The sequence below is a fragment of the Providencia vermicola genome (assembly GCF_010748935.1).
Lineage (GTDB): Bacteria > Pseudomonadota > Gammaproteobacteria > Enterobacterales > Enterobacteriaceae > Providencia > Providencia zhejiangensis.
In genome coordinates this window covers 1,477,244-1,493,546 of record NZ_CP048796.1, presented here as the reverse complement: position 1 = coordinate 1,493,546, position 16,303 = coordinate 1,477,244, and the positions used below count along the sequence as shown (strand labels likewise).

32 protein-coding genes are annotated in these 16,303 nt (G+C 41.2%); 14 read left to right on the top strand and 18 right to left on the bottom strand.

Going from position 1 to position 16,303, the window contains the following annotated elements; all coding sequences use genetic code 11:
- Nucleotides 1-286: 286 nt before the first annotated feature.
- From G3341_RS06495 to G3341_RS06415, 17 genes are all read right to left on the bottom strand, one after another.
- On the bottom strand, nt 287-1,126 hold the full coding sequence (locus tag G3341_RS06495; protein WP_163860950.1) for an antitermination protein: 840 nt from the start codon (nt 1,124-1,126) through the stop codon (nt 287-289).
- Complete coding sequence (locus G3341_RS06490) at nt 1,126-1,260, bottom strand: phage NinH family protein (protein ID WP_244316506.1); 135 nt, start codon at nt 1,258-1,260, stop codon at nt 1,126-1,128. The genes G3341_RS06495 and G3341_RS06490 overlap by 1 nt, the downstream gene beginning before the upstream one ends.
- A gap of 43 nt (nt 1,261-1,303) precedes the next feature.
- Nucleotides 1,304-1,669, bottom strand: coding sequence for a RusA family crossover junction endodeoxyribonuclease (locus G3341_RS06485; protein WP_163860949.1), 366 nt, complete (start codon nt 1,667-1,669; stop codon nt 1,304-1,306).
- On the bottom strand, nt 1,666-1,950 hold the full coding sequence (locus tag G3341_RS06480) for a DUF1364 domain-containing protein (RefSeq protein WP_163860948.1): 285 nt from the start codon (nt 1,948-1,950) through the stop codon (nt 1,666-1,668). The genes G3341_RS06485 and G3341_RS06480 overlap by 4 nt, the downstream gene beginning before the upstream one ends.
- Nucleotides 1,947-2,159 carry a hypothetical protein gene (locus G3341_RS06475; protein ID WP_163860947.1) on the bottom strand — a complete coding sequence of 71 codons (213 nt, stop codon included), beginning with the start codon at nt 2,157-2,159 and terminating at the stop codon, nt 1,947-1,949. Before G3341_RS06475 ends, G3341_RS06480 begins: the two co-directional genes overlap by 4 nt.
- Nucleotides 2,156-2,539, bottom strand: a complete 384-nt coding sequence (locus G3341_RS06470; RefSeq protein ID WP_163860946.1) for a hypothetical protein — start codon at nt 2,537-2,539, stop codon at nt 2,156-2,158. Before G3341_RS06470 ends, G3341_RS06475 begins: the two co-directional genes overlap by 4 nt.
- A gap of 297 nt (nt 2,540-2,836) precedes the next feature.
- The gene (locus tag G3341_RS06465; protein WP_163860945.1) at nt 2,837-3,280 is read right to left on the bottom strand and encodes a recombination protein NinB; all 444 of its coding nucleotides are present in this window, start codon (nt 3,278-3,280) and stop codon (nt 2,837-2,839) included.
- A 167-nt stretch (nt 3,281-3,447) separates the two neighbouring features.
- Nucleotides 3,448-3,768 (bottom strand): phage protein NinX family protein, encoded by a 321-nt coding sequence (locus G3341_RS06460; protein ID WP_163860944.1) that lies wholly within the window; start codon nt 3,766-3,768, stop codon nt 3,448-3,450.
- 2 nt (nt 3,769-3,770) lie between these two features.
- Nucleotides 3,771-4,235, bottom strand: coding sequence for a DUF2591 family protein (locus G3341_RS06455; protein ID WP_163860943.1), 465 nt, complete (start codon nt 4,233-4,235; stop codon nt 3,771-3,773).
- On the bottom strand, nt 4,232-4,438 hold the full coding sequence (locus G3341_RS06450) for a DUF551 domain-containing protein (RefSeq protein WP_163860942.1): 207 nt from the start codon (nt 4,436-4,438) through the stop codon (nt 4,232-4,234). The genes G3341_RS06455 and G3341_RS06450 overlap by 4 nt, the downstream gene beginning before the upstream one ends.
- 177 nt (nt 4,439-4,615) lie before the next feature.
- Nucleotides 4,616-4,822 (bottom strand): hypothetical protein, encoded by a 207-nt coding sequence (locus G3341_RS06445; protein WP_163860941.1) that lies wholly within the window; start codon nt 4,820-4,822, stop codon nt 4,616-4,618.
- Between the two features lie 15 nt (nt 4,823-4,837).
- Entirely contained in the window at nt 4,838-5,086 is a 249-nt protein-coding gene (locus G3341_RS06440; RefSeq protein ID WP_163860940.1) for a hypothetical protein, read from the bottom strand.
- 25 nt (nt 5,087-5,111) lie between these two features.
- Nucleotides 5,112-6,998 (bottom strand): toprim domain-containing protein, encoded by a 1,887-nt coding sequence (locus tag G3341_RS06435; protein ID WP_163860939.1) that lies wholly within the window; start codon nt 6,996-6,998, stop codon nt 5,112-5,114.
- A gap of 114 nt (nt 6,999-7,112) precedes the next feature.
- Nucleotides 7,113-7,973, bottom strand: a complete 861-nt coding sequence (locus G3341_RS06430; RefSeq protein WP_163860938.1) for a replication protein — start codon at nt 7,971-7,973, stop codon at nt 7,113-7,115.
- On the bottom strand, nt 7,966-8,145 hold the full coding sequence (locus tag G3341_RS06425; RefSeq protein ID WP_163860937.1) for a hypothetical protein: 180 nt from the start codon (nt 8,143-8,145) through the stop codon (nt 7,966-7,968). The genes G3341_RS06430 and G3341_RS06425 overlap by 8 nt, the downstream gene beginning before the upstream one ends.
- Before the next feature lie 91 nt (nt 8,146-8,236).
- Nucleotides 8,237-8,617 carry a hypothetical protein gene (locus G3341_RS06420; RefSeq protein ID WP_163860936.1) on the bottom strand — a complete coding sequence of 127 codons (381 nt, stop codon included), beginning with the start codon at nt 8,615-8,617 and terminating at the stop codon, nt 8,237-8,239.
- Nucleotides 8,618-8,796: 179 nt separating this feature from the next.
- Nucleotides 8,797-9,024, bottom strand: coding sequence for a transcriptional regulator (locus tag G3341_RS06415; protein WP_071548404.1), 228 nt, complete (start codon nt 9,022-9,024; stop codon nt 8,797-8,799).
- Between the two features lie 108 nt (nt 9,025-9,132).
- Here G3341_RS06415 and G3341_RS06410 point away from each other — a divergent pair, with 108 nt between their 5' ends.
- The 3 genes from G3341_RS06410 (at nt 9,133) to G3341_RS06400 (ending at nt 10,705) form a co-directional block, all read left to right on the top strand.
- Complete coding sequence (locus G3341_RS06410; RefSeq protein WP_163860935.1) at nt 9,133-9,825, top strand: XRE family transcriptional regulator; 693 nt, start codon at nt 9,133-9,135, stop codon at nt 9,823-9,825.
- Between the two features lie 134 nt (nt 9,826-9,959).
- Entirely contained in the window at nt 9,960-10,220 is a 261-nt protein-coding gene (locus G3341_RS06405; protein ID WP_163860934.1) for a hypothetical protein, read from the top strand.
- Complete coding sequence (locus G3341_RS06400; RefSeq protein WP_060554528.1) at nt 10,217-10,705, top strand: hypothetical protein; 489 nt, start codon at nt 10,217-10,219, stop codon at nt 10,703-10,705. The genes G3341_RS06405 and G3341_RS06400 overlap by 4 nt, the downstream gene beginning before the upstream one ends.
- Nucleotides 10,706-11,250: 545 nt before the next feature.
- On the opposite strand, the gene G3341_RS06395 is transcribed toward G3341_RS06400, so the two are convergent.
- Nucleotides 11,251-11,697, bottom strand: coding sequence for a hypothetical protein (locus G3341_RS06395; protein WP_163860933.1), 447 nt, complete (start codon nt 11,695-11,697; stop codon nt 11,251-11,253).
- Nucleotides 11,698-11,989: 292 nt separating this feature from the next.
- Here G3341_RS06395 and G3341_RS06390 point away from each other — a divergent pair, with 292 nt between their 5' ends.
- The 11 genes from G3341_RS06390 (at nt 11,990) to ssb (ending at nt 16,291) form a co-directional block, all read left to right on the top strand.
- A complete protein-coding gene (locus G3341_RS06390) occupies nt 11,990-12,190 on the top strand; it encodes a hypothetical protein (RefSeq protein ID WP_163860932.1) in 201 nt (66 codons plus the stop codon).
- A gap of 29 nt (nt 12,191-12,219) precedes the next feature.
- Complete coding sequence (locus G3341_RS06385) at nt 12,220-12,450, top strand: hypothetical protein (RefSeq protein ID WP_163860931.1); 231 nt, start codon at nt 12,220-12,222, stop codon at nt 12,448-12,450.
- Nucleotides 12,440-12,670: a hypothetical protein gene (locus tag G3341_RS06380; RefSeq protein WP_163860436.1), complete on the top strand. Its 231-nt coding sequence runs from the start codon at nt 12,440-12,442 to the stop codon at nt 12,668-12,670. The genes G3341_RS06385 and G3341_RS06380 overlap by 11 nt, the downstream gene beginning before the upstream one ends.
- A gap of 1 nt (nt 12,671) precedes the next feature.
- Nucleotides 12,672-12,920 (top strand): hypothetical protein, encoded by a 249-nt coding sequence (locus tag G3341_RS06375; RefSeq protein ID WP_163860435.1) that lies wholly within the window; start codon nt 12,672-12,674, stop codon nt 12,918-12,920.
- Between the two features lie 93 nt (nt 12,921-13,013).
- On the top strand, nt 13,014-13,178 hold the full coding sequence (locus G3341_RS20445; protein ID WP_167520914.1) for a hypothetical protein: 165 nt from the start codon (nt 13,014-13,016) through the stop codon (nt 13,176-13,178).
- A 64-nt stretch (nt 13,179-13,242) separates the two neighbouring features.
- Nucleotides 13,243-13,392, top strand: a complete 150-nt coding sequence (locus tag G3341_RS06370; RefSeq protein ID WP_163860930.1) for a hypothetical protein — start codon at nt 13,243-13,245, stop codon at nt 13,390-13,392.
- A 200-nt stretch (nt 13,393-13,592) separates the two neighbouring features.
- Nucleotides 13,593-14,066, top strand: coding sequence for a class I SAM-dependent methyltransferase (locus G3341_RS06365; RefSeq protein WP_163860929.1), 474 nt, complete (start codon nt 13,593-13,595; stop codon nt 14,064-14,066).
- Entirely contained in the window at nt 14,063-14,269 is a 207-nt protein-coding gene (locus G3341_RS06360) for a hypothetical protein (protein ID WP_163860928.1), read from the top strand. The genes G3341_RS06365 and G3341_RS06360 overlap by 4 nt, the downstream gene beginning before the upstream one ends.
- Nucleotides 14,266-15,150: a RecT family recombinase gene (locus G3341_RS06355; protein ID WP_163860927.1), complete on the top strand. Its 885-nt coding sequence runs from the start codon at nt 14,266-14,268 to the stop codon at nt 15,148-15,150. The genes G3341_RS06360 and G3341_RS06355 overlap by 4 nt, the downstream gene beginning before the upstream one ends.
- Nucleotides 15,147-15,842 (top strand): lambda exonuclease family protein, encoded by a 696-nt coding sequence (locus tag G3341_RS06350; RefSeq protein WP_163860926.1) that lies wholly within the window; start codon nt 15,147-15,149, stop codon nt 15,840-15,842. The genes G3341_RS06355 and G3341_RS06350 overlap by 4 nt, the downstream gene beginning before the upstream one ends.
- Entirely contained in the window at nt 15,836-16,291 is a 456-nt protein-coding gene (gene ssb, locus G3341_RS06345) for a single-stranded DNA-binding protein (RefSeq protein ID WP_163860925.1), read from the top strand. The genes G3341_RS06350 and ssb overlap by 7 nt, the downstream gene beginning before the upstream one ends.
- Nucleotides 16,292-16,303: the final 12 nt, after the last annotated feature.

Sequence of the window (16,303 nt, the reverse complement as noted above, 5' to 3'; positions counted from 1 at the left end):
AGCTCTTGTGTTAATTGATAACGAGGGTGATTGATTCTGTGGCGGCGTATACGAAAAAAGGCCGCACTAGGCGACCTCTTGAAATATTGTTCTGTTGGGACTATTGTCCAGCGATATTTTCAACTACCAAATATCTTTTGGTTGTTGGAGTTTATCCAATAAAAAAGCCCCACCGAAGTGAGGCTCTATTTTCTTTCGCTTGGGATAATGAAATGCAAAATTCCCATCATTAGAATCATGATAGTCCACTATCGCCATTTTTTCAATTAACTTTTCTAATTAAATGTCAATTTATAGAAATATTTTCTCTTTTTGTGACAATTGATAGTTGCTTTTCTGCGTTTCCCTGCTCCTTAAAGCACTCCTGAATAAGCATTTCATATAACGGCTTAATGTTTCTACGCCATGACGTTTCTGGTAAATCAAATACTTTTTCGCAGATATCACGCCTTACATCTTCAGCTGGTAATCGTGAATATCCACGCCCTGAGCACTTGCAGCATGTTTTATAAACTGGAATACCTTGTTTCTCGGTTTCCTTTTTGTCCATCACCTCGCCACGCCCATTGCATCTGCACGAATGACTAACCTCACCTTTGCCATTACAGGTTTTACAAACTACGCGCTTAACCTCTCTAGCCTCCCTGTAGTGTACGTGCTCATAAGGCTTTACCTTGACGCCTAGCTTTCTGTTGAAATTAAGTATTTCTTTTGCCGCAAAATGCATGCTTTGCTTAGTTGTGAACACCTCAGCCTCAATGAATCCTCCATCACAATCAGGGCAGGTCTTTTTACTGGCTGCACTTCTCGCATAATCCTGAAATGCATAATTTGCGAGTATTTGCAGAACTGATGCCCTATCATCTTCATCAAGCTTTTGGATAGCGCTGTATTTATACGCCTGAGTTAGTGCATATTGATAGAGACTTTCCACCGCTTCATCTGGCTTATTGATACCGTGTTTCGCCAAAAACAATTCAATCCCCATTCTCGCTTTCGAGGTCGCCAAACCAAGCGAGGCCATTACATCGGTGATTGTTAGGTTATCTGAAGCTGTAGCGGCTGGAGAGTCACTTATCATTGTGCTTTTAGGTGAGAAGTATTTTGGTAAATCTTCGAGTCTCATTATTCCACCTTAACCCTATTTCTAGCTGTCATCAGCCTGCCGTTGACAATAATGTGATTGTGCATATCAAAATCTCTCGCATGACGCCTTACTGTGTACCAGTGGACACCAAGCTCTCTTGATACCGCTTCCATGTTCCCGTAGTGCTTTACTAGGAGCTCAGGTATTGATGTAATTTCAGCTTGCATCATCTATCTCCCATATCGTGATATCTAAGGATCCACCTTTAACCTTTTCACCAAAATCAATACTCATGCTTCGGAACATACTGTCGTCAGCAATAACGCCGCTTTGGGTGAGTGCGTCTAATGGTGCTTTTAAGAGGTTGTCTAGGTCGCGCTTTCTTAGGTCTGGAGGGTTGGCTACTATCTTGATTTTTAGCTTGCCGGATAAATTGAATTGCTGATTTGCTTTGGTGATTTGATTTATAACTGCTTCGGTAAATATCCTGCCTTTCTTGCTCTTTATTTTCCTGCCATTGACTACTGAAAATAACGTGTTATTTGTGGGTGGCCACGGTAATTTAAGATGATATTGTTTCATGACGGTTCAACTAATCCCCCTCTGGTTAGCTCCCTGAGTGTTAAAACTATCGCCCTATCCATTAGTTGACGCCTTTCAATTCGACTTAACTTGTTGCCGTTATCAATTTCATGGTGGCAGTGCTGGCATAACGCCGCCGTGAGGCTATCGTCAACCTTAAGCCCCATCCCCTTGTCTTCGTTTCTATGTGCTACCTGAGTGCCATAGCGACCACACAAGACACAACATTCGATTTGAGCTACGGCTTTGAGCCATTTTTTTGATCGGTAGATACTTGTCATTTCTCTAGCTCCCACTCTGCAAGCGCAATAACCAACATCGGATTACTACTGCTTTCAATCTTCCGCATTGCCTCATACGCTAAGTGCTCTTTAAATTTACGCTTTAATATCCCTGCACACTTACTGACAGTCTCGTTAGACTTATGAAAAGCCCAACATAGTTTTAGTGTTGTTAATGCGCTCATAAACGTTTCCGCTTCGTTTTTCATGCTCTAACCCCAGCTAGTAGTCGATCTAACCGCTTTAAGTACAAGCACCCCATGCCAGCGACGTTAGCTTTTTCGACAACTCTCATTTCGCACTTAAAATCTTGAATTGAATTATCCTTAGCTAAAGTGACCTGTGGTTCATTAAATTTCTCATCGATAATTTCTAGAGCGTTTTTAGACACCTTGTATTCGTTCACGCCACACCTTTTCCCAACGACTGAAATTGCGCCCACTTTATTCATCTTCTTAACAAGTGTGATCACCATCGATTGATTCACACTTGATAAAGCAGCCGCCCTTTTGGTTGTGAAACTGGATAAGTGGGACACTGCACTAATAATTTCAGCTGATCTTATTGCTTCAAATGTTCTTGTGATCATGATTTTTTCACTCTGTTTAGATTGTGACGATTTATTAACTCCCTGCGGCACTCATTTAGATAAATGACTAGCTTATGCACTTCATCTAAACGTTCATCCAGTTGCTTTAGCTTTTCTTCTGGTGTCATTTTCTCGTCCTCGCTGTCCGTATATATCGATTTTCAGTAATAGCCTTCATCGGGTCGAAAGTAATATTACTTGGCGGGCGCTTGGGTTTATCTTTATGCTGAACTATGAATATTGATTTGGATTCGACTGACACTAATAGATTTTTCATCTCTCTTGCTGCTCCTTGAGTTATTCCCTGTGGCCGTAGTAGTTATATTCATAACGAGTTGTACGCAGCTTCACGCCGCTTTCTACCGCCCAAGCTGTCGAGTATTCAATTAAGCTACTCATGCGCTTCTTGCCCATCTGAGACGTGCTCTCGCGAATGTTTAATAGCTCGCCTTCAATGCCACGAATTAGTGGTGATTCTTTCGCTCCCGTAGTAACCATCCAGTGACCAGACACAAATACATTCTTCCACTGCCATAATTTCAGTGGCTCATTGTTGAGTGTCATTTGCTTTGACACATCACCACATAGCGCATGGAACATATCGTTCTGCGGTAGTGTTCGGCTGGATTCTGATATTTTTACTTCTAGGGGGAATTCTTCGTTGATAGGGAGGTTATCTAGCACTGCCTTAAGATTTTTTAGTATCTGTGTATTCCTGAGTAGGAATGTTTGCTTCTGCATTATCCATCCTGTACTTAATGTTATATCTCCATAGGGTCATGCCGCATTGAAGGCAAAAGAAAAATGAGCCGTTATTCCAGCAGTTTTCTTGCTTCTCGAACTTATGACCAGTGAAAAAACATCTAAGCGTTGTGATAGCTGAAATGCTCATGTCTCATCACTCACTGTTAGCTCTCCTGAGTTGACTTTGGGACTTGAACTTTATCTCCAAGCTTTGCATAGACAACTGCTCTGCATATAGCTTCAAGCCTTGTTCTTCCGGTTTGCATGTGCGCTGCTGTATGTGGTGAAGCGCTAGCAGAAAACACATATCCATCCCTTGAGAGAGAAATGTCGTACTTTTCTATCAGACCTACTGCTAACCACCAATCTGACGTAGGCCTATAGGAATTAACCTCATCCTTTTTTACCCACTCGCCCATCTCAGCTTTAGCAACAGCCCAGTCTAGGGCTATGCCCGTTAACTCACTTGTTTTAACTGTTATCACTGTTAGCTCTCCTGTAATGATTTAGGAACTTGAACCTCATCACCAATTGATACAATTACAAATGCTCTCAAAAACGCTTCTTTGATATCTTTCCCTGAAGCGATATTGCAAAAATCGACATCGCTAATTTTTCTCCTTGCAAACGCCCTGTAAACGGGTTCTTTCTTGAGGTGAAATACACACCCCATTGATCTTAAATGCTCATCCATCAACATTCCGCACTGACTCCAGTTGCTAGTCGGTGAGTAGACTTCTGAGCGCCCTTTGAATTCAATGCATAATGTATTATCGAGGCCTAGCGTGATTAACGGTTGTTTACTGCTAATCTCGCACGACTGATAATTTCCAACCCACGCATACTCACCGTTAATATAATCGCAGTGAGTTATTTTCATGCCGGAGGCTTTTGCAGCAGCCCAGTCTAACGCCTTACCTCTTAGCTCTCTCGTTATTACTGTTATCATCATTCACCCTCTGGCATTGGCGGGAGTGGCATCCAGTGCGTTATTTCGTCTGCAATGATTTCTCTGCCGTAACTCCACTCATCAGGGTAAAATTGACCTTCATGGTCAACGTCTGCTATCCAGATATATCCTTTAGAAAAAACCAGTACCGTAGTTTCATCGTTAGGTAATCTCTCGCTCACCTTAACCCAATTAGTTCCCTGCATTAGATGCCTCCCGTTAAACTCTGAAAGTCAAGACGTAGCAACTTTTTCAATACTTTTTCACTGCGATAGTTACTGTTAAATTTGCGGTTATAATCTTTGCATTGCCTAAGATATTTTCTCTTGCGATTTCTAGACTCATTTACATAAGCCCACATCAATGTTTTATAGTCAGTTCCTTTAGTCATAAAAATCAGCCTGTTTACATAAAGTTAATAATCGAATGAATGTCTTACCACGTGGGATTAACTTCTTTTTGTTGATTGCTAGCTCGCAAAAGAATATGTCGTACCCGCTCCAGTTAGCTGCACTGTATGTTCTCTGAGCTAATGTCATCGCTTGATTTTCGTATGCATCATTCAACTCCGTTAACGTTGCTCTTTTCATCACTCAACACCTCGATTAATTGCCGATATCTACACTATGTAATTTGCCACCACAAAACGGACAGAAGTTTAAATGTGTTCGCTTTCCGTTCCCTTCATCGTAATAAACGGCTTCACCAAGGCTATCTCCTGTCCATGTATCGACGGCTGAATATTTAAACATCCCTCTGGTCTTTCCGTGTGGTGATTTTATCTTTACTGCTTTTCGCATGAAGTCACACAGATAGCTTGCGTATTTTGTTTCGTTTGATTCGCATTTTTTCATCTAGAAGTCCTTATGATTTGGTGTGTTAATGCTCGGTGACGTGTTCGCTTTGCCATACTTGGTCATATTCTGAGTTAGGCATGTTAGCGATGTAATTGTATGGTGAGCCGCCTTCCATGATTAAAAACTGGTGCGAACGCTCTTCAAGGTATAACGGGATCTTCCCCTCCCATCCTTCACCGTTTCGTTGCTTCTCCAAGCACAATACGGATGCTGGCTCCACGGTGTGATTCTGTTCTTCTGGCGTTAATTGCTGCCCTGCTTGTAGCTTCTGTAAAGCCCTCTCGCGGCGTTTGTTTCGCCAGATGATAAACAGGTTATCTGTCAGGTCAGTGATTGAACCTGAGCCTTTCACGTCCATTTTGCCAGTGGGTTTATCTTCGCTATCAGACTTGCGGCTATGAGTGACTAAAATGACATGGCTATTGGTTTTATTTTTGAAGTCGCATATTGCATCTAAAAATTCCTTTTGCCCGTTGTAGTCATCATCGTCAATCCCGCATTTCATCAAGCTATCGATAACAAAAAGATTTATTCCATAACGTCGGTTTGCATACTGGAATATCTCCAATAGCTTTTTGGCTTTCGCTGTTCCTGTCAGCGCAAACAACCAAAGGCGATCATCGTAAAATCCAAAGGCTGATTCAATCTCCATGTTTGTAGGTAATTTGTTGCAGGTTGCTTGGCGTGTTAGGCGTTTAAGAAATATCGCTGGTTTAAGCTCGAATGATGCCACGCAAGCCCTAGCGCCTTGTCTCATTGCCTCGCAAAGCATATGGCCTAGAATTTCGCTTTTACCGTGACCGTTCACCCCATTGAGAATGGTTAATTCCGACTCTCTAAAGCTGAATTGGTGATTTAATGTTTCCCACGGGCTTCTGAAAAGATATTGCTCTTTGCCGTAGAATGCTTGGATGGTGTCCTGCATAAACTCACGAGCGCTACATAACTCATCAGGGTCAAAGTAGGTTGCGGTTTCTAGGTACTTAATGATTTCTTCTTGGGTAATTCCAGCCTGTAGGCATTCGTTGATATCTTTTTTCGGCAGTGAAACAAGGCGACAACGATATTCACCAAGTCGATTTGCAATCTCTTTTGCTGCTTCTCGCCCTACTTCGTCAGCATCCAGTGACAGCCAAATCTCGGTAAAACGGTCTAGGTTGTGATACTCAAACTCAATCCATTGTTGTTTAGCTCCTTTTCCCCCTCCGAATGGCACAGATAACGCGGCTAACCCATATTCGTGATAGCTCATGCAATCAATTTCGCCTTCACAAATAATTATTGCTCTTGCGTCTTTCGGTATCTGATCCCAACCGTATAAGCATGGTTCGCAGTCAGCTTCAACTGAAATGGCTTTTTTACCATTTGGTCGTTCGGTGCTAATTCGCTTTACCTGCAATAATTCACCGTCTCGCTTGTACGGGAAGGCAATAGCAGGTAATTCACGGTTAACATCATGAGACCAGACTACAGCGTCACAGACCTTGAATTCTTCAGCTGTTTTTCTGCTGATCCCGCGACCTTCTAGGTAGGTGAAACAATTTTCTGTTTTGCGAATGTTTTTCTTGAGTGATTCGTTTTTGGGTCGGCTAAATTTTTTCTGGCTCTTCGCTGAAAAATGATGGTCATCGTCATGAATGCCAAGATACTGCTTCGCTTCAGTCATGGCTTGATGCAAGCTGCAATCCCTAACCTCAACCCACAAATCGAGCAAGTCACCACCGATCCCCTCCGCGAAATCAGACCAAACTCGCTTGCCTGAAAGGTTTATTTTCAAGCTCTTGCCTGATTCACCATTTACTGAACCAGCTACCCACTCGTTATGCTCTTTTTTGCCGTTAGGCAATAAATACTTCGCCACTCGGTCAACGTCATCCCAAAGGCGATCTGACAGTTCCGTGATTGTCATCAGGCTTCCCTCAAGTTTAATTTCCTGAACCAGTACCGAACGAAATCAGCACTTAGCCATCCGTGGCAATAACCACGAATTAACACTGATTTGATAGTTGATTTCATTTTCGCCTCAGTAGAATACGAGACCGTTTTTTGATACCGTGATGGATGATTGCTGCATTGTTGGTTGTGGTAATTCTGGTTTCTCGTCAGTCCAGCGGCTGCCGTTTAGGTAGGTTGTTGGGTGCATCTTGTCAAAACCGAATTGCTGAATACGTAACCTGCACTGAATATCATCAGCAAGGAACTTGGCAAACTCATCGATTGAACCGCCAGTTTCTTTCCGCCACTCTTTGAATTTCGATTTAAACGCTGTCTTGCATTTGTCCTTCCCAACCTTCCGCATACCTGCAATCCAAAATATCTTTTCGAATGGCTCGATAAAGGGATCTTGTTTTGTAGGCTCAGAATTCGATTTTTCATCCATCGAGCGAACCTCTTCGCTCATAGTGTTTTTATTTTCTTTCTTTTCTTTTGTAATAGTTTCTTTTGTGTGTCCCCGTTTTGGTGACAGTGTTGTCACGCTTTTGGTGACACTTTTTGTCACTGCTTTGGTGACAATGACACCGTTTTGGTGACAATCAGGAATTTCCCACTCAGTTAGATTTTTATTGGGACCTATCGATACGCCAATTTTCACTATAACTTTCATAGCGATAAGCTCATTTTTTGCCTTGTTAACTTTCTGTCTTGGTAGATTAGTTAACTCTGCCAACTGACTGTCTGATATGCGGTCTGCTTTCTTATTAAACCCATAAGTTTTTCTGCAAATAGCATGAGCAACTTTTGCCTGATTCCTTGTTAGGTTTGCGCCAATTAATTCTTCGTAAAGTTCGTTAGCTAATTTTGTGTATCCATTATCAAGATCTGCCACGGTAGGCCTCTCTTGCCGTCGTTGGTTGCTAAAATCTGCATATGCAACATTACTCATGCTGTTTCCCTCCTAATAATTCTTCCCTGTGAGCATTTCTCAGTTTCGCATCGTCAAATGCTTTCCTGAGTTTCTTTATGCCCTGCTCAGTGACCGAGCGGTTAGTCCGATCACGCATGATGTTTTTATGCACAGCATGATAATTAAAGTCATGATTTCGTTTATTTTTCATGATATAATTCTCTTATTCAGTTGCTGTATCAAAAAAGGGAAACCATAAATTTCCCTTGTCACCATTACTGGTTATTGATACAGTATATTTGTTAATTAAACAGACCTAATTGTTCTTCTCTAAAGGCCTCAGTTGTTCCAGCAATTGAGGCTTTTTCATATGCATGAACTTGAAGTTTTAACCTCGATAGTTCAGCCATATTTTCAAGATACAATCTATAATCTGATTCCCTGATAACCTTCTCACCCTCCCTCACAAAGCCAATTACACGACGCGTAGCTAGCATTTCGCATACTCCATCAATGGATTTGATTCTTCTTGAGATAGTCGAGTCTGAGCGTGATGTGGCATGTGCAATTTCTCGCTGATCAACATCACGTAATATTTGAAGTGCGCTACTTACTAAGTGGCGTGTTCTGAATTCAATAGCTCGTTTGTCACGAACTGTTTTGCATGCGTTTCCGTATTTCATCTGTTAAATTCCTTTTGACGTAGTTAGTCCGTTGCTCACGATCCTGTGAGTGTGTTGATAAATATTGTCGAGCTAGTGTCTCTTTCGCTCTCATTCGACTTTTAGCCATCCAATTTGGCAGATCCTCGAGGCCGACAATATACTGTGCCGTTCAGTTGACTCTTTGTTTTTAATCTTTATTACGCTGCCAGTTCAGGCCAGTTCTTTTCCCAGTCATCTGGATATAGGTCTTTTCTGGTTACTTTTGAATTACTGTTAACTTCGATTGCCACACACAAAGCGGCACCTAGTTTTGAGCCCTTTGTTAAAGCTTTTCTGAGGTAACCAATTGAAGTTCCGCATTTTTTAGCGAACTTCTCTTGCTCAGAAACAGAAAGGGAATTTAGGAATATCCGTAATTGTTCCATTTGTTGTCCTTGTTTACCTAAACATGAAATAAATATACCCGTAGGTAAATTAAATATCAATACCTACAGGCAATTTACCAGCAGGTATTTTTGATAGATGATTTACTTATGAACGCAGAAACTGAATTATTTGAAAAAAGACGCCAAAAACTGGCTGAGCTTGTTGCTCGTTATGAGACGCAAGAGGAATTTGCACGCGCCATTGGTAAAGACAAATCCTATGTATCCAGAATGCTCTACCCGCCTAGCAAATCTGGATATAAGCGAATAGGTGACAAGATGGTTTTAGCTATTCAGGATGCTTTAGGGCTGCCTGCTGGGTGGATGGACGGTATTGTTGAATCAGAAATTCCGCAGCCATCCAGATCATATAAGGTTGAAGTTCTTGATGTTGAGGCTAGTGCAGGGGCTGGTGTTGTCGTACTTGATGAGTTTATAGAAACAATAACGGCAATTGAATATTCAGACGAAGAAGCCAAGCGTTTATTTGGTGGTAGACCAGCTCACACAATCAAGATGATCACTGTTCGCGGTGATTCGATGGCAGAGACATTTGAGCCACGGGATCAAATATTTGTTGATATGACCGTGAATCACTTTGATGGTGATGGGATTTATGTATTTATCCTGAATAACCAGCTTTATATAAAACGCCTTCAAATGCAATACAAGCGCCTTGCTGTGATTTCTGATAATCCTAAGTATGAAACTTGGTATCTGGAAGAAAACAATATTGACGGTATGTTTATTCACGCCAAAGTGCTAGTTAGCCAATCAATCAAATACAAATATCACGGTTAGCCAGTGGCCTGACGACACGTTTTAGGGTGTGTAATATTTAAACTTGACTAGATTCTCTTATCAATCTAGTTTAAATTGAATTAGCAGCTTTTTAGTGATAGATTTTTAGCCCCTTTGTTTTATAGGTTCAATATATGGAAGTGCTACCTGAGACTTTAGGGTTACCTTTAGGAGGTCATATGAGAATCAATCAAAAAAGAAAAGATTTTTACAAAAAAGTATTTGAACCAGTTAAAGCTAAAAAGGTATCTCCAACTGAATATCTAGAAATAGTTCAGAATCATACTGATAATATTGAAAGAGTTGAGTATTTAGCGCCGAAGATTGGTGATGACAACTTTGGTTCATTTAAAGTTACTTATAGAATACCAGTACTTTGTGAAGTTAATATATGAGTGCAAATGAATCCCCAAACCTGCCATCAACAGTAGCGGATGAGCCAGATAAAAACCAGCAGCAAACCAAAAAAGATAAGCCAAATCCAATAGCAGCTATCGAGAAGTTTGTTGAGGTTCAATCTAAAGAGATTGAATTAAAATCTAAAGAGATTGATTTTAAAACGCAAGAGCTAGAGATAAGACGACAAGAGATTGAAAGCAATAGAGAGATAGCTCTTAAGTCTATCGATGCTCAAAAGGAAGACAGAGAAACACAAACTCGTTTTTTTAGCGGGCTAGAAACTAAAAAGGTTTACTTTAAATGCTTGGTTGCAGTGTGCGTTGTACTTGTTGTTATAGTTTCAATGTATACTGGTAATGCTCAATATGCGATTGAATTAGCTAAAATAGGTGGTGGGGTGCTAGCTGGATACCTTGCTGGAGTATACAAAGGAAAGTCAGATCAGCTAGAGCGAACCTCAACGCAAAAAAATGAAGATTAACTAATGACATCTTTAGAAGCCCTCCCCGCGAGGGCTTTTTTGTGCCCGAAATTCCCCGCCAGTGTGATTTTTCTCGCAAGATAAATAATTTTTGAAAATAAATTACCTGAAAAATCAATTAGGTAAACTTTTCACGTCAAATTGTTTACCTTTGGGTATTTACTTTTAAATTACCTCTAGGTATATTTTAATCATCGAAGGGCAACCAGAGATAAAAGATAGTCGAACGGCGCGACTTTAAACCCTGCGTCGGGCACTCGGCGGGTTCAGGTACGAACGGCAATGAGATGCACTACAGATTACTTATGAAATAACAATATTTGCATAAGTCATTTGATAGGAGCAGCGCATGAAAACGAAAGTTACCTGTCCGTTGTGTCTAAGGACATTTGACCCACGATTGCCAGTTATGCACATAAGCAGGTATCACAAAGATGCCACTGATACGCAGCTAGCAAAGATTAGAAACGTCCGCAGAAATGCGGCACACGCAAGCCGATTATGAGTGATGGAAGTGTTACAGCGAGATAAAGCCCACGGATGGGCTAGCCACTAAGAACTCTAAGTAACTTAGTTTTCCAATTAAGCTTTTCTAGATATCTATCTTCAACACCCATTGCTATTTGAGCTTTAAGTGTTGCTATCGGAATGAGCGACGACCAAGGAGTTGAATCAGTAGCCTCTAGTTCAAGCATACGATCCATTAAATCAGCGTCATCATATTTGGATTTAATAGTAAATAATTTCTGGTAATCAAATGACTTTCTTTTTGATTCTCCAGACTTTTTACCAAATTGATATGTTGATTGTATGCCTGTCAAAATTACAACCAACACACCAAAAATATAAGGATTGGCCTGTAAAACAATGGCCGAGCCGAAAATGAAAATGAATATTGAGATTAATTTATCCAGCCTGCTTAAAGCGGTTGAATACAATTGCTCAAGGTAATGAGAATAAATAATTCTATCTATAACTTCTTCTCGACTCATATTAATTCCTTATTTTTTACCTCCGTTACTTGGTGTGGATGGCGGTGGAGGTGTTGGTCTAATTGGTTTCGGGTTTAAGTGATTTGGAATCATATCACCCTGCGATGCGTAATTAATTTTAAGCATTTCAAGTCCTTTCTTTGCATTGGGGTGATTGAATTATACACAGATTTCTTGCGTTGGGGAATGTAAGGAACCACCTCGCCTGACGTGGTTAAAAGCAGGCACAGTTAACTAATTACAGTCCATTGTGGTGGCATTTACTAGTTGATTAATAGATAGGAGATAGAGAGTGAAAACATTCAAAAATGTACCTTGGGTTAACTGCTGTACTAAATGTGATGCGGAGCAGGCAACGGTACAGACAGAAAAAGGCAATGAAGACTGGTTTTATGATGGTGACAAAGTTACTTGTGAAAACTGCGGACATACTGGAGTTATTGAAGCAGATGGTGAGTGCGCTTGGTGTATATGGGATGAGGTTAAAGACTAGCATCGTGTTTAGTTAATAACGGAGGGAGTATGACAGATAAGTATTTGTGCTTTTCCTGCAACAAAGAATTAGGCGAACAAGATAAAGCATTCATTTTTGATGTTGATTATAGCGAGAACCCATGCGCTGAAAATTCAGGTCATTGCAGTGAAGAGTGCTTTTATCACTCAACAGGCAGGATTGATGAGTATCAGGAGTTGCTGGATAGAAGAGAGTTTATTAATAATTCTACTATGACAGAGGTAACGCATGACAGATAAAACAGGTGGAGCGGCTTTTCCAGTTCCAGCAACAGAATTGCATGGCACTGATACTGGCATGAGTTTACGTGATTACCTAGCGGCTAAGGCTATGCAGGGTGATTGGGCAAATCAAAGCTCAGAAGTTGGTTACTTTGCAGATTGCAACGACGAACAGCTATTTAACAATGCGAAGATCTACTACCGCATGGCAGATGCAATGTTAAAGGCTAGGGAGTGATATGGGGAAAATGACATTCGTAGTTGAGTATGAGGACGGCAAGGAGCCGCCTATAAGCTTCAGCATGGAAATATTTGGCGGCAAGGTAATAGAAGCTGGCTTTCGTGATTATGACGACGACATGCTAACCGATGAAGAAATTGAAGCGCTGATGGAATGCCTCAACATTAATGAATTAGAAAATACTTCTGCTAGTGTCGATGTGGATATTCTTCTGAAAAAACTAGGAATTACATTAGTCAGGCAGTAGCAATCGCAAAAGCCCTCGGTCAGCAGTAACCCACCACTTAATCATTCATATCGCTATTAATAGTGAGGAATACGCACATAAGGAACATAGGAAATGGCAATATTCAAAGTGACTTGCAAATGGAATGGCGAGCCTTGGTCAAAAGATATTGAAGCAGAAGATGAAGGTGATTGCGCAGAACACATGTACTTATGGGCTGTAATTGGAGCAAAAGCCAATATCACGGAATTAGATATTAAAGAAATACCTCAGCAATAACCCACCGCACCAACACCAGAACCTAAATAACAATCGCTATCAATCGATAAGTGAGGGATTTCTTATGCCAAAAATTAACGAATTAAAACGTCAGGAACTCAGCTATCGACTGAATAGCGAGAGCTTCAAGGATGAAGTTAAAAGAAAAATTAAGTGGGATTGGATAGCTGTTGTTATCGCCCTACTCATTATTTTAACGCTGATATCGAGGTGACTCATGCAAACACTAACGATTGAAGGTAAAGGAATTTACATATCTTCATCGCCAGCAGCGCACCAAGGACAGCGCATATCACTAGAATTTGATTTACACACAGGGATAGAAACCAACGCCACGGAATGGCTGATATTGAGTTTAAATCCGACAAAGGAACTGTTGGAGAAGATACTCAGGGAACGGTATGAGGACGCAGCATGAAACAGATACTAGATATGTGCTGTGGCAGTCGTATGTTTTGGTTTGATAGGCAAGACAACAGAGCAATTTACAGTGATATAAGGGTAGAAAAACACATTCTATGTGATGGCAGGAAGCTAAATATAACACCAGATATTATCGCTGATTTTAAAAAACTACCCTTTCCTGATAACTCATTCCATCAAGTTCTATTCGACCCGCCTCATTTAATTCGTGCTGGCCACAACGGTTGGATGTTTAAAAAGTACGGGCGATTGAATAAAGAATCTTGGAAAGAGGATTTAGCGAAAGGATTTAGTGAGGCATTTCGAGTGCTGCGCCCAAACGGAACATTGGCTTTCAAGTGGAATGAAACTCAAATCCCTACAAAACAAGTATTAGCCCTTACTGACCAGAAGCCAACGATAGTTCAGCGCGTCGGCAAGAACGATAAGACTCACTGGATATTATTCATTAAGGACGCAGCATGAGAATTTCAGAGTATGAAAATTTCGTCACCATTCCAGACCGTGATCACCTAGCAAATCAGGATGATGAGCTAACTAATGAAATGGCTCAGCGGTTTTATGATGCCCTTCCCTCATCGGTCATACGGAAAATGACCACTCAAGAATCGGATGAAGCATGGAATGCTTTTTTTGAAGCTGCAAAAAGCGAAAGGAGGATGTTTTGAGCACATCAATAATAGAGTTTGTAAAACAGCAGGAGAAATTATTTTGCAGTGCAGTTACAGACCAATCAATAACATGGACTAAGGAAAGTCAGTTCGCAATACAAGCATTTCAGCGGAATAACGAACTGGCATCTGTAGCTATGAGTAACCCGTCAAGCGCGCAGAATGCAATTATCAATGTTGCTGCTATTGGAATCACATTAAACCCAGCAAGCAAACTGGCTTATCTAGTGCCAAGGAAAGGCATTGTTTGTTTGGATATCAGTTACATGGGGCTATTGCATTTAGCTCAAGCAACGAAAGCAATTGAATGGGGTCAATGCAAGCTAGTTCATGAAAATGATACTTACGAATCTAACGGATTAGATACCCCTCCAACACACAAATACAACGCATTCGGCGATAGAGGCGCGATTGTTGGTGGCTATTGCACTGTCAAAACTCCAAGCGGTGATTATCTCACGGAAGAAATGAGTTTAGCTGAAATAAAAACTGTGCAAGCTGCGAGCAAATCAGCTAATGGACCATGGAAAACTTGGTGGGATGAAATGGCGCGTAAAACAATAGTTAAGCGCGCTAGTAAATACTGGCCGCGCAGGGAGCGACTAGACCAAGCTATTGACTACGTTAACACCGAAGCTGGAGAAGGAATCGACTTCAAAAATGAACAGTCGCAGGCTCGTGATGTAACACCTGCCAGCGAGCAGCAGATGGACGATATCACCGGATTGATGATGAAAGTTGATGGTGAATGGAGCGATACATTCATGGCATTCATTAGCAAACGATTTAAGCGACAAATATCACATCCGACTGAGATAACCGCTTTTGAGGCTAATGACATTATCGACATGCTAAGGAAAAAGGCAGAAGGAAAATGATTAGCAATGACATCATTCTAAGCAAAACAGGCATCGATTTAACCAAAGTAGAGCAAGGAAGCGAAGAGTGGTTGTCAGTCAGGCTCGGTGTTGTAACCGCCTCTGAGGCATGGAAAGTCATCTCTAAACCAAGGTCTGGCACTAAATGGTCAGACACAAAGAAAACATATTTAAACACCCTTATTGGTGAAGTTTGTACGGGAGTTTACAAGGAAGTATCAGCAAGGACGCTGGAATGGGGTAAAAACTACGAATTAGAAGCAAGGATGACATTCGAGTTTTACACGGGGTTAACGGCAAAGGAAGTGCCAATAATATTCAAAGACGAGCAACTACGGATAGCCTGCTCACCAGACGGTATTTGCAGTGATGGATCAGGATTAGAGCTTAAATGCCCGAATAACACGGACGTATTTATCGACTTAGCATTGAACGGAATCGATGCAATGAAAAAGGAATATGTGGCTCAAGTTCAATATTCCATGTGGGTTACAGGTAAGGATATCTGGCACTTTGCAAATTTTGACCCACGAATGCCAGCAGGAAAAGAAATCGCATATTTCCCTGTTGAACGTGACGAAAACATGATGAAAGAGTTTGACGAATTAGTGCCCGAATTCATTGAAGTAATGGATCAGGGTTTAAATAAATTAGGCATTCAATTTGGCAATCAGTGGGGTAAGCCATGCTAAACGAAGTAAATATTATTGGTCATCTTGGTAATGATCCTGAAATTAGATATCAACCTAGCGGTGACGCCATAGCAACTATGTCTATCGGATGCTCTGAGCGTTGGAGAGATAAAAAAACGGGCGAGCAAAAAGAAAAAACTGAATGGATACGTGTTGTTGTGTTTGGAAAACTAGCCGAGAACGTTGGTGAGTATCTTAAAAAAGGTTCGCTAGTTTTTGTAAAAGGAAAATTCAGAACTAGAAAATGGCAAGACCAGTCAGGACAAGATAGATATTCGACTGAGGTCACTGTTGGAATGGATGGAATCGTGAAGTTTCTAGACAAGAAACCACAGTCACAATCCACACAACAACAAGGTGGATGGGGACAGCCGCAACAACCAAAACAATCACCACAGGCGCAACCACCTGAGCCTCCGATGGACTTTGACGACGACATTCCGTTCTAGTCACCCTTCCCT

Excerpts from the sequence above, each read along its gene's own strand:
- G3341_RS06370 (WP_163860930.1), top strand. The coding sequence starts at position 13,243 with ATGCCAAAAATTAACGAATTAAAACGTCAGGAACTCAGCTATCGACTG.
- G3341_RS06470 (WP_163860946.1), bottom strand. The coding sequence starts at position 2,539 with ATGATCACAAGAACATTTGAAGCAATAAGATCAGCTGAAATTATTAGT.
- G3341_RS06475 (WP_163860947.1), bottom strand. The coding sequence starts at position 2,159 with ATGAAAAACGAAGCGGAAACGTTTATGAGCGCATTAACAACACTAAAA.
- G3341_RS06410 (WP_163860935.1), top strand. The coding sequence starts at position 9,133 with ATGAACGCAGAAACTGAATTATTTGAAAAAAGACGCCAAAAACTGGCT.
- G3341_RS06405 (WP_163860934.1), top strand. The coding sequence starts at position 9,960 with ATGGAAGTGCTACCTGAGACTTTAGGGTTACCTTTAGGAGGTCATATG.
- G3341_RS06380 (WP_163860436.1), top strand. The coding sequence starts at position 12,440 with ATGACAGATAAAACAGGTGGAGCGGCTTTTCCAGTTCCAGCAACAGAA.
- G3341_RS06425 (WP_163860937.1), bottom strand. The coding sequence starts at position 8,145 with ATGAAAAATAAACGAAATCATGACTTTAATTATCATGCTGTGCATAAA.
- G3341_RS06435 (WP_163860939.1), bottom strand. The coding sequence starts at position 6,998 with ATGACAATCACGGAACTGTCAGATCGCCTTTGGGATGACGTTGACCGA.
- G3341_RS06450 (WP_163860942.1), bottom strand. The coding sequence starts at position 4,438 with ATGCAGGGAACTAATTGGGTTAAGGTGAGCGAGAGATTACCTAACGAT.
- G3341_RS06420 (WP_163860936.1), bottom strand. The coding sequence starts at position 8,617 with ATGAAATACGGAAACGCATGCAAAACAGTTCGTGACAAACGAGCTATT.
- G3341_RS06430 (WP_163860938.1), bottom strand. The coding sequence starts at position 7,973 with ATGAGTAATGTTGCATATGCAGATTTTAGCAACCAACGACGGCAAGAG.
- G3341_RS06375 (WP_163860435.1), top strand. The coding sequence starts at position 12,672 with ATGGGGAAAATGACATTCGTAGTTGAGTATGAGGACGGCAAGGAGCCG.
- G3341_RS06490 (WP_244316506.1), bottom strand. The coding sequence starts at position 1,260 with ATGGAAGCGGTATCAAGAGAGCTTGGTGTCCACTGGTACACAGTAAGG.
- G3341_RS06395 (WP_163860933.1), bottom strand. The coding sequence starts at position 11,697 with ATGAGTCGAGAAGAAGTTATAGATAGAATTATTTATTCTCATTACCTT.
- G3341_RS06415 (WP_071548404.1), bottom strand. The coding sequence starts at position 9,024 with ATGGAACAATTACGGATATTCCTAAATTCCCTTTCTGTTTCTGAGCAA.
- G3341_RS06485 (WP_163860949.1), bottom strand. The coding sequence starts at position 1,669 with ATGAAACAATATCATCTTAAATTACCGTGGCCACCCACAAATAACACG.
- G3341_RS20445 (WP_167520914.1), top strand. The coding sequence starts at position 13,014 with ATGGCAATATTCAAAGTGACTTGCAAATGGAATGGCGAGCCTTGGTCA.
- G3341_RS06445 (WP_163860941.1), bottom strand. The coding sequence starts at position 4,822 with ATGAAAAGAGCAACGTTAACGGAGTTGAATGATGCATACGAAAATCAA.
- G3341_RS06495 (WP_163860950.1), bottom strand. The coding sequence starts at position 1,126 with ATGAGACTCGAAGATTTACCAAAATACTTCTCACCTAAAAGCACAATG.
- G3341_RS06360 (WP_163860928.1), top strand. The coding sequence starts at position 14,063 with ATGAGAATTTCAGAGTATGAAAATTTCGTCACCATTCCAGACCGTGAT.
- G3341_RS06480 (WP_163860948.1), bottom strand. The coding sequence starts at position 1,950 with ATGACAAGTATCTACCGATCAAAAAAATGGCTCAAAGCCGTAGCTCAA.
- G3341_RS06440 (WP_163860940.1), bottom strand. The coding sequence starts at position 5,086 with ATGAAAAAATGCGAATCAAACGAAACAAAATACGCAAGCTATCTGTGT.
- G3341_RS06465 (WP_163860945.1), bottom strand. The coding sequence starts at position 3,280 with ATGCAGAAGCAAACATTCCTACTCAGGAATACACAGATACTAAAAAAT.
- G3341_RS06455 (WP_163860943.1), bottom strand. The coding sequence starts at position 4,235 with ATGATGATAACAGTAATAACGAGAGAGCTAAGAGGTAAGGCGTTAGAC.
- G3341_RS06365 (WP_163860929.1), top strand. The coding sequence starts at position 13,593 with ATGAAACAGATACTAGATATGTGCTGTGGCAGTCGTATGTTTTGGTTT.
- G3341_RS06400 (WP_060554528.1), top strand. The coding sequence starts at position 10,217 with ATGAGTGCAAATGAATCCCCAAACCTGCCATCAACAGTAGCGGATGAG.
- G3341_RS06350 (WP_163860926.1), top strand. The coding sequence starts at position 15,147 with ATGATTAGCAATGACATCATTCTAAGCAAAACAGGCATCGATTTAACC.
- ssb (WP_163860925.1), top strand. The coding sequence starts at position 15,836 with ATGCTAAACGAAGTAAATATTATTGGTCATCTTGGTAATGATCCTGAA.
- G3341_RS06385 (WP_163860931.1), top strand. The coding sequence starts at position 12,220 with ATGACAGATAAGTATTTGTGCTTTTCCTGCAACAAAGAATTAGGCGAA.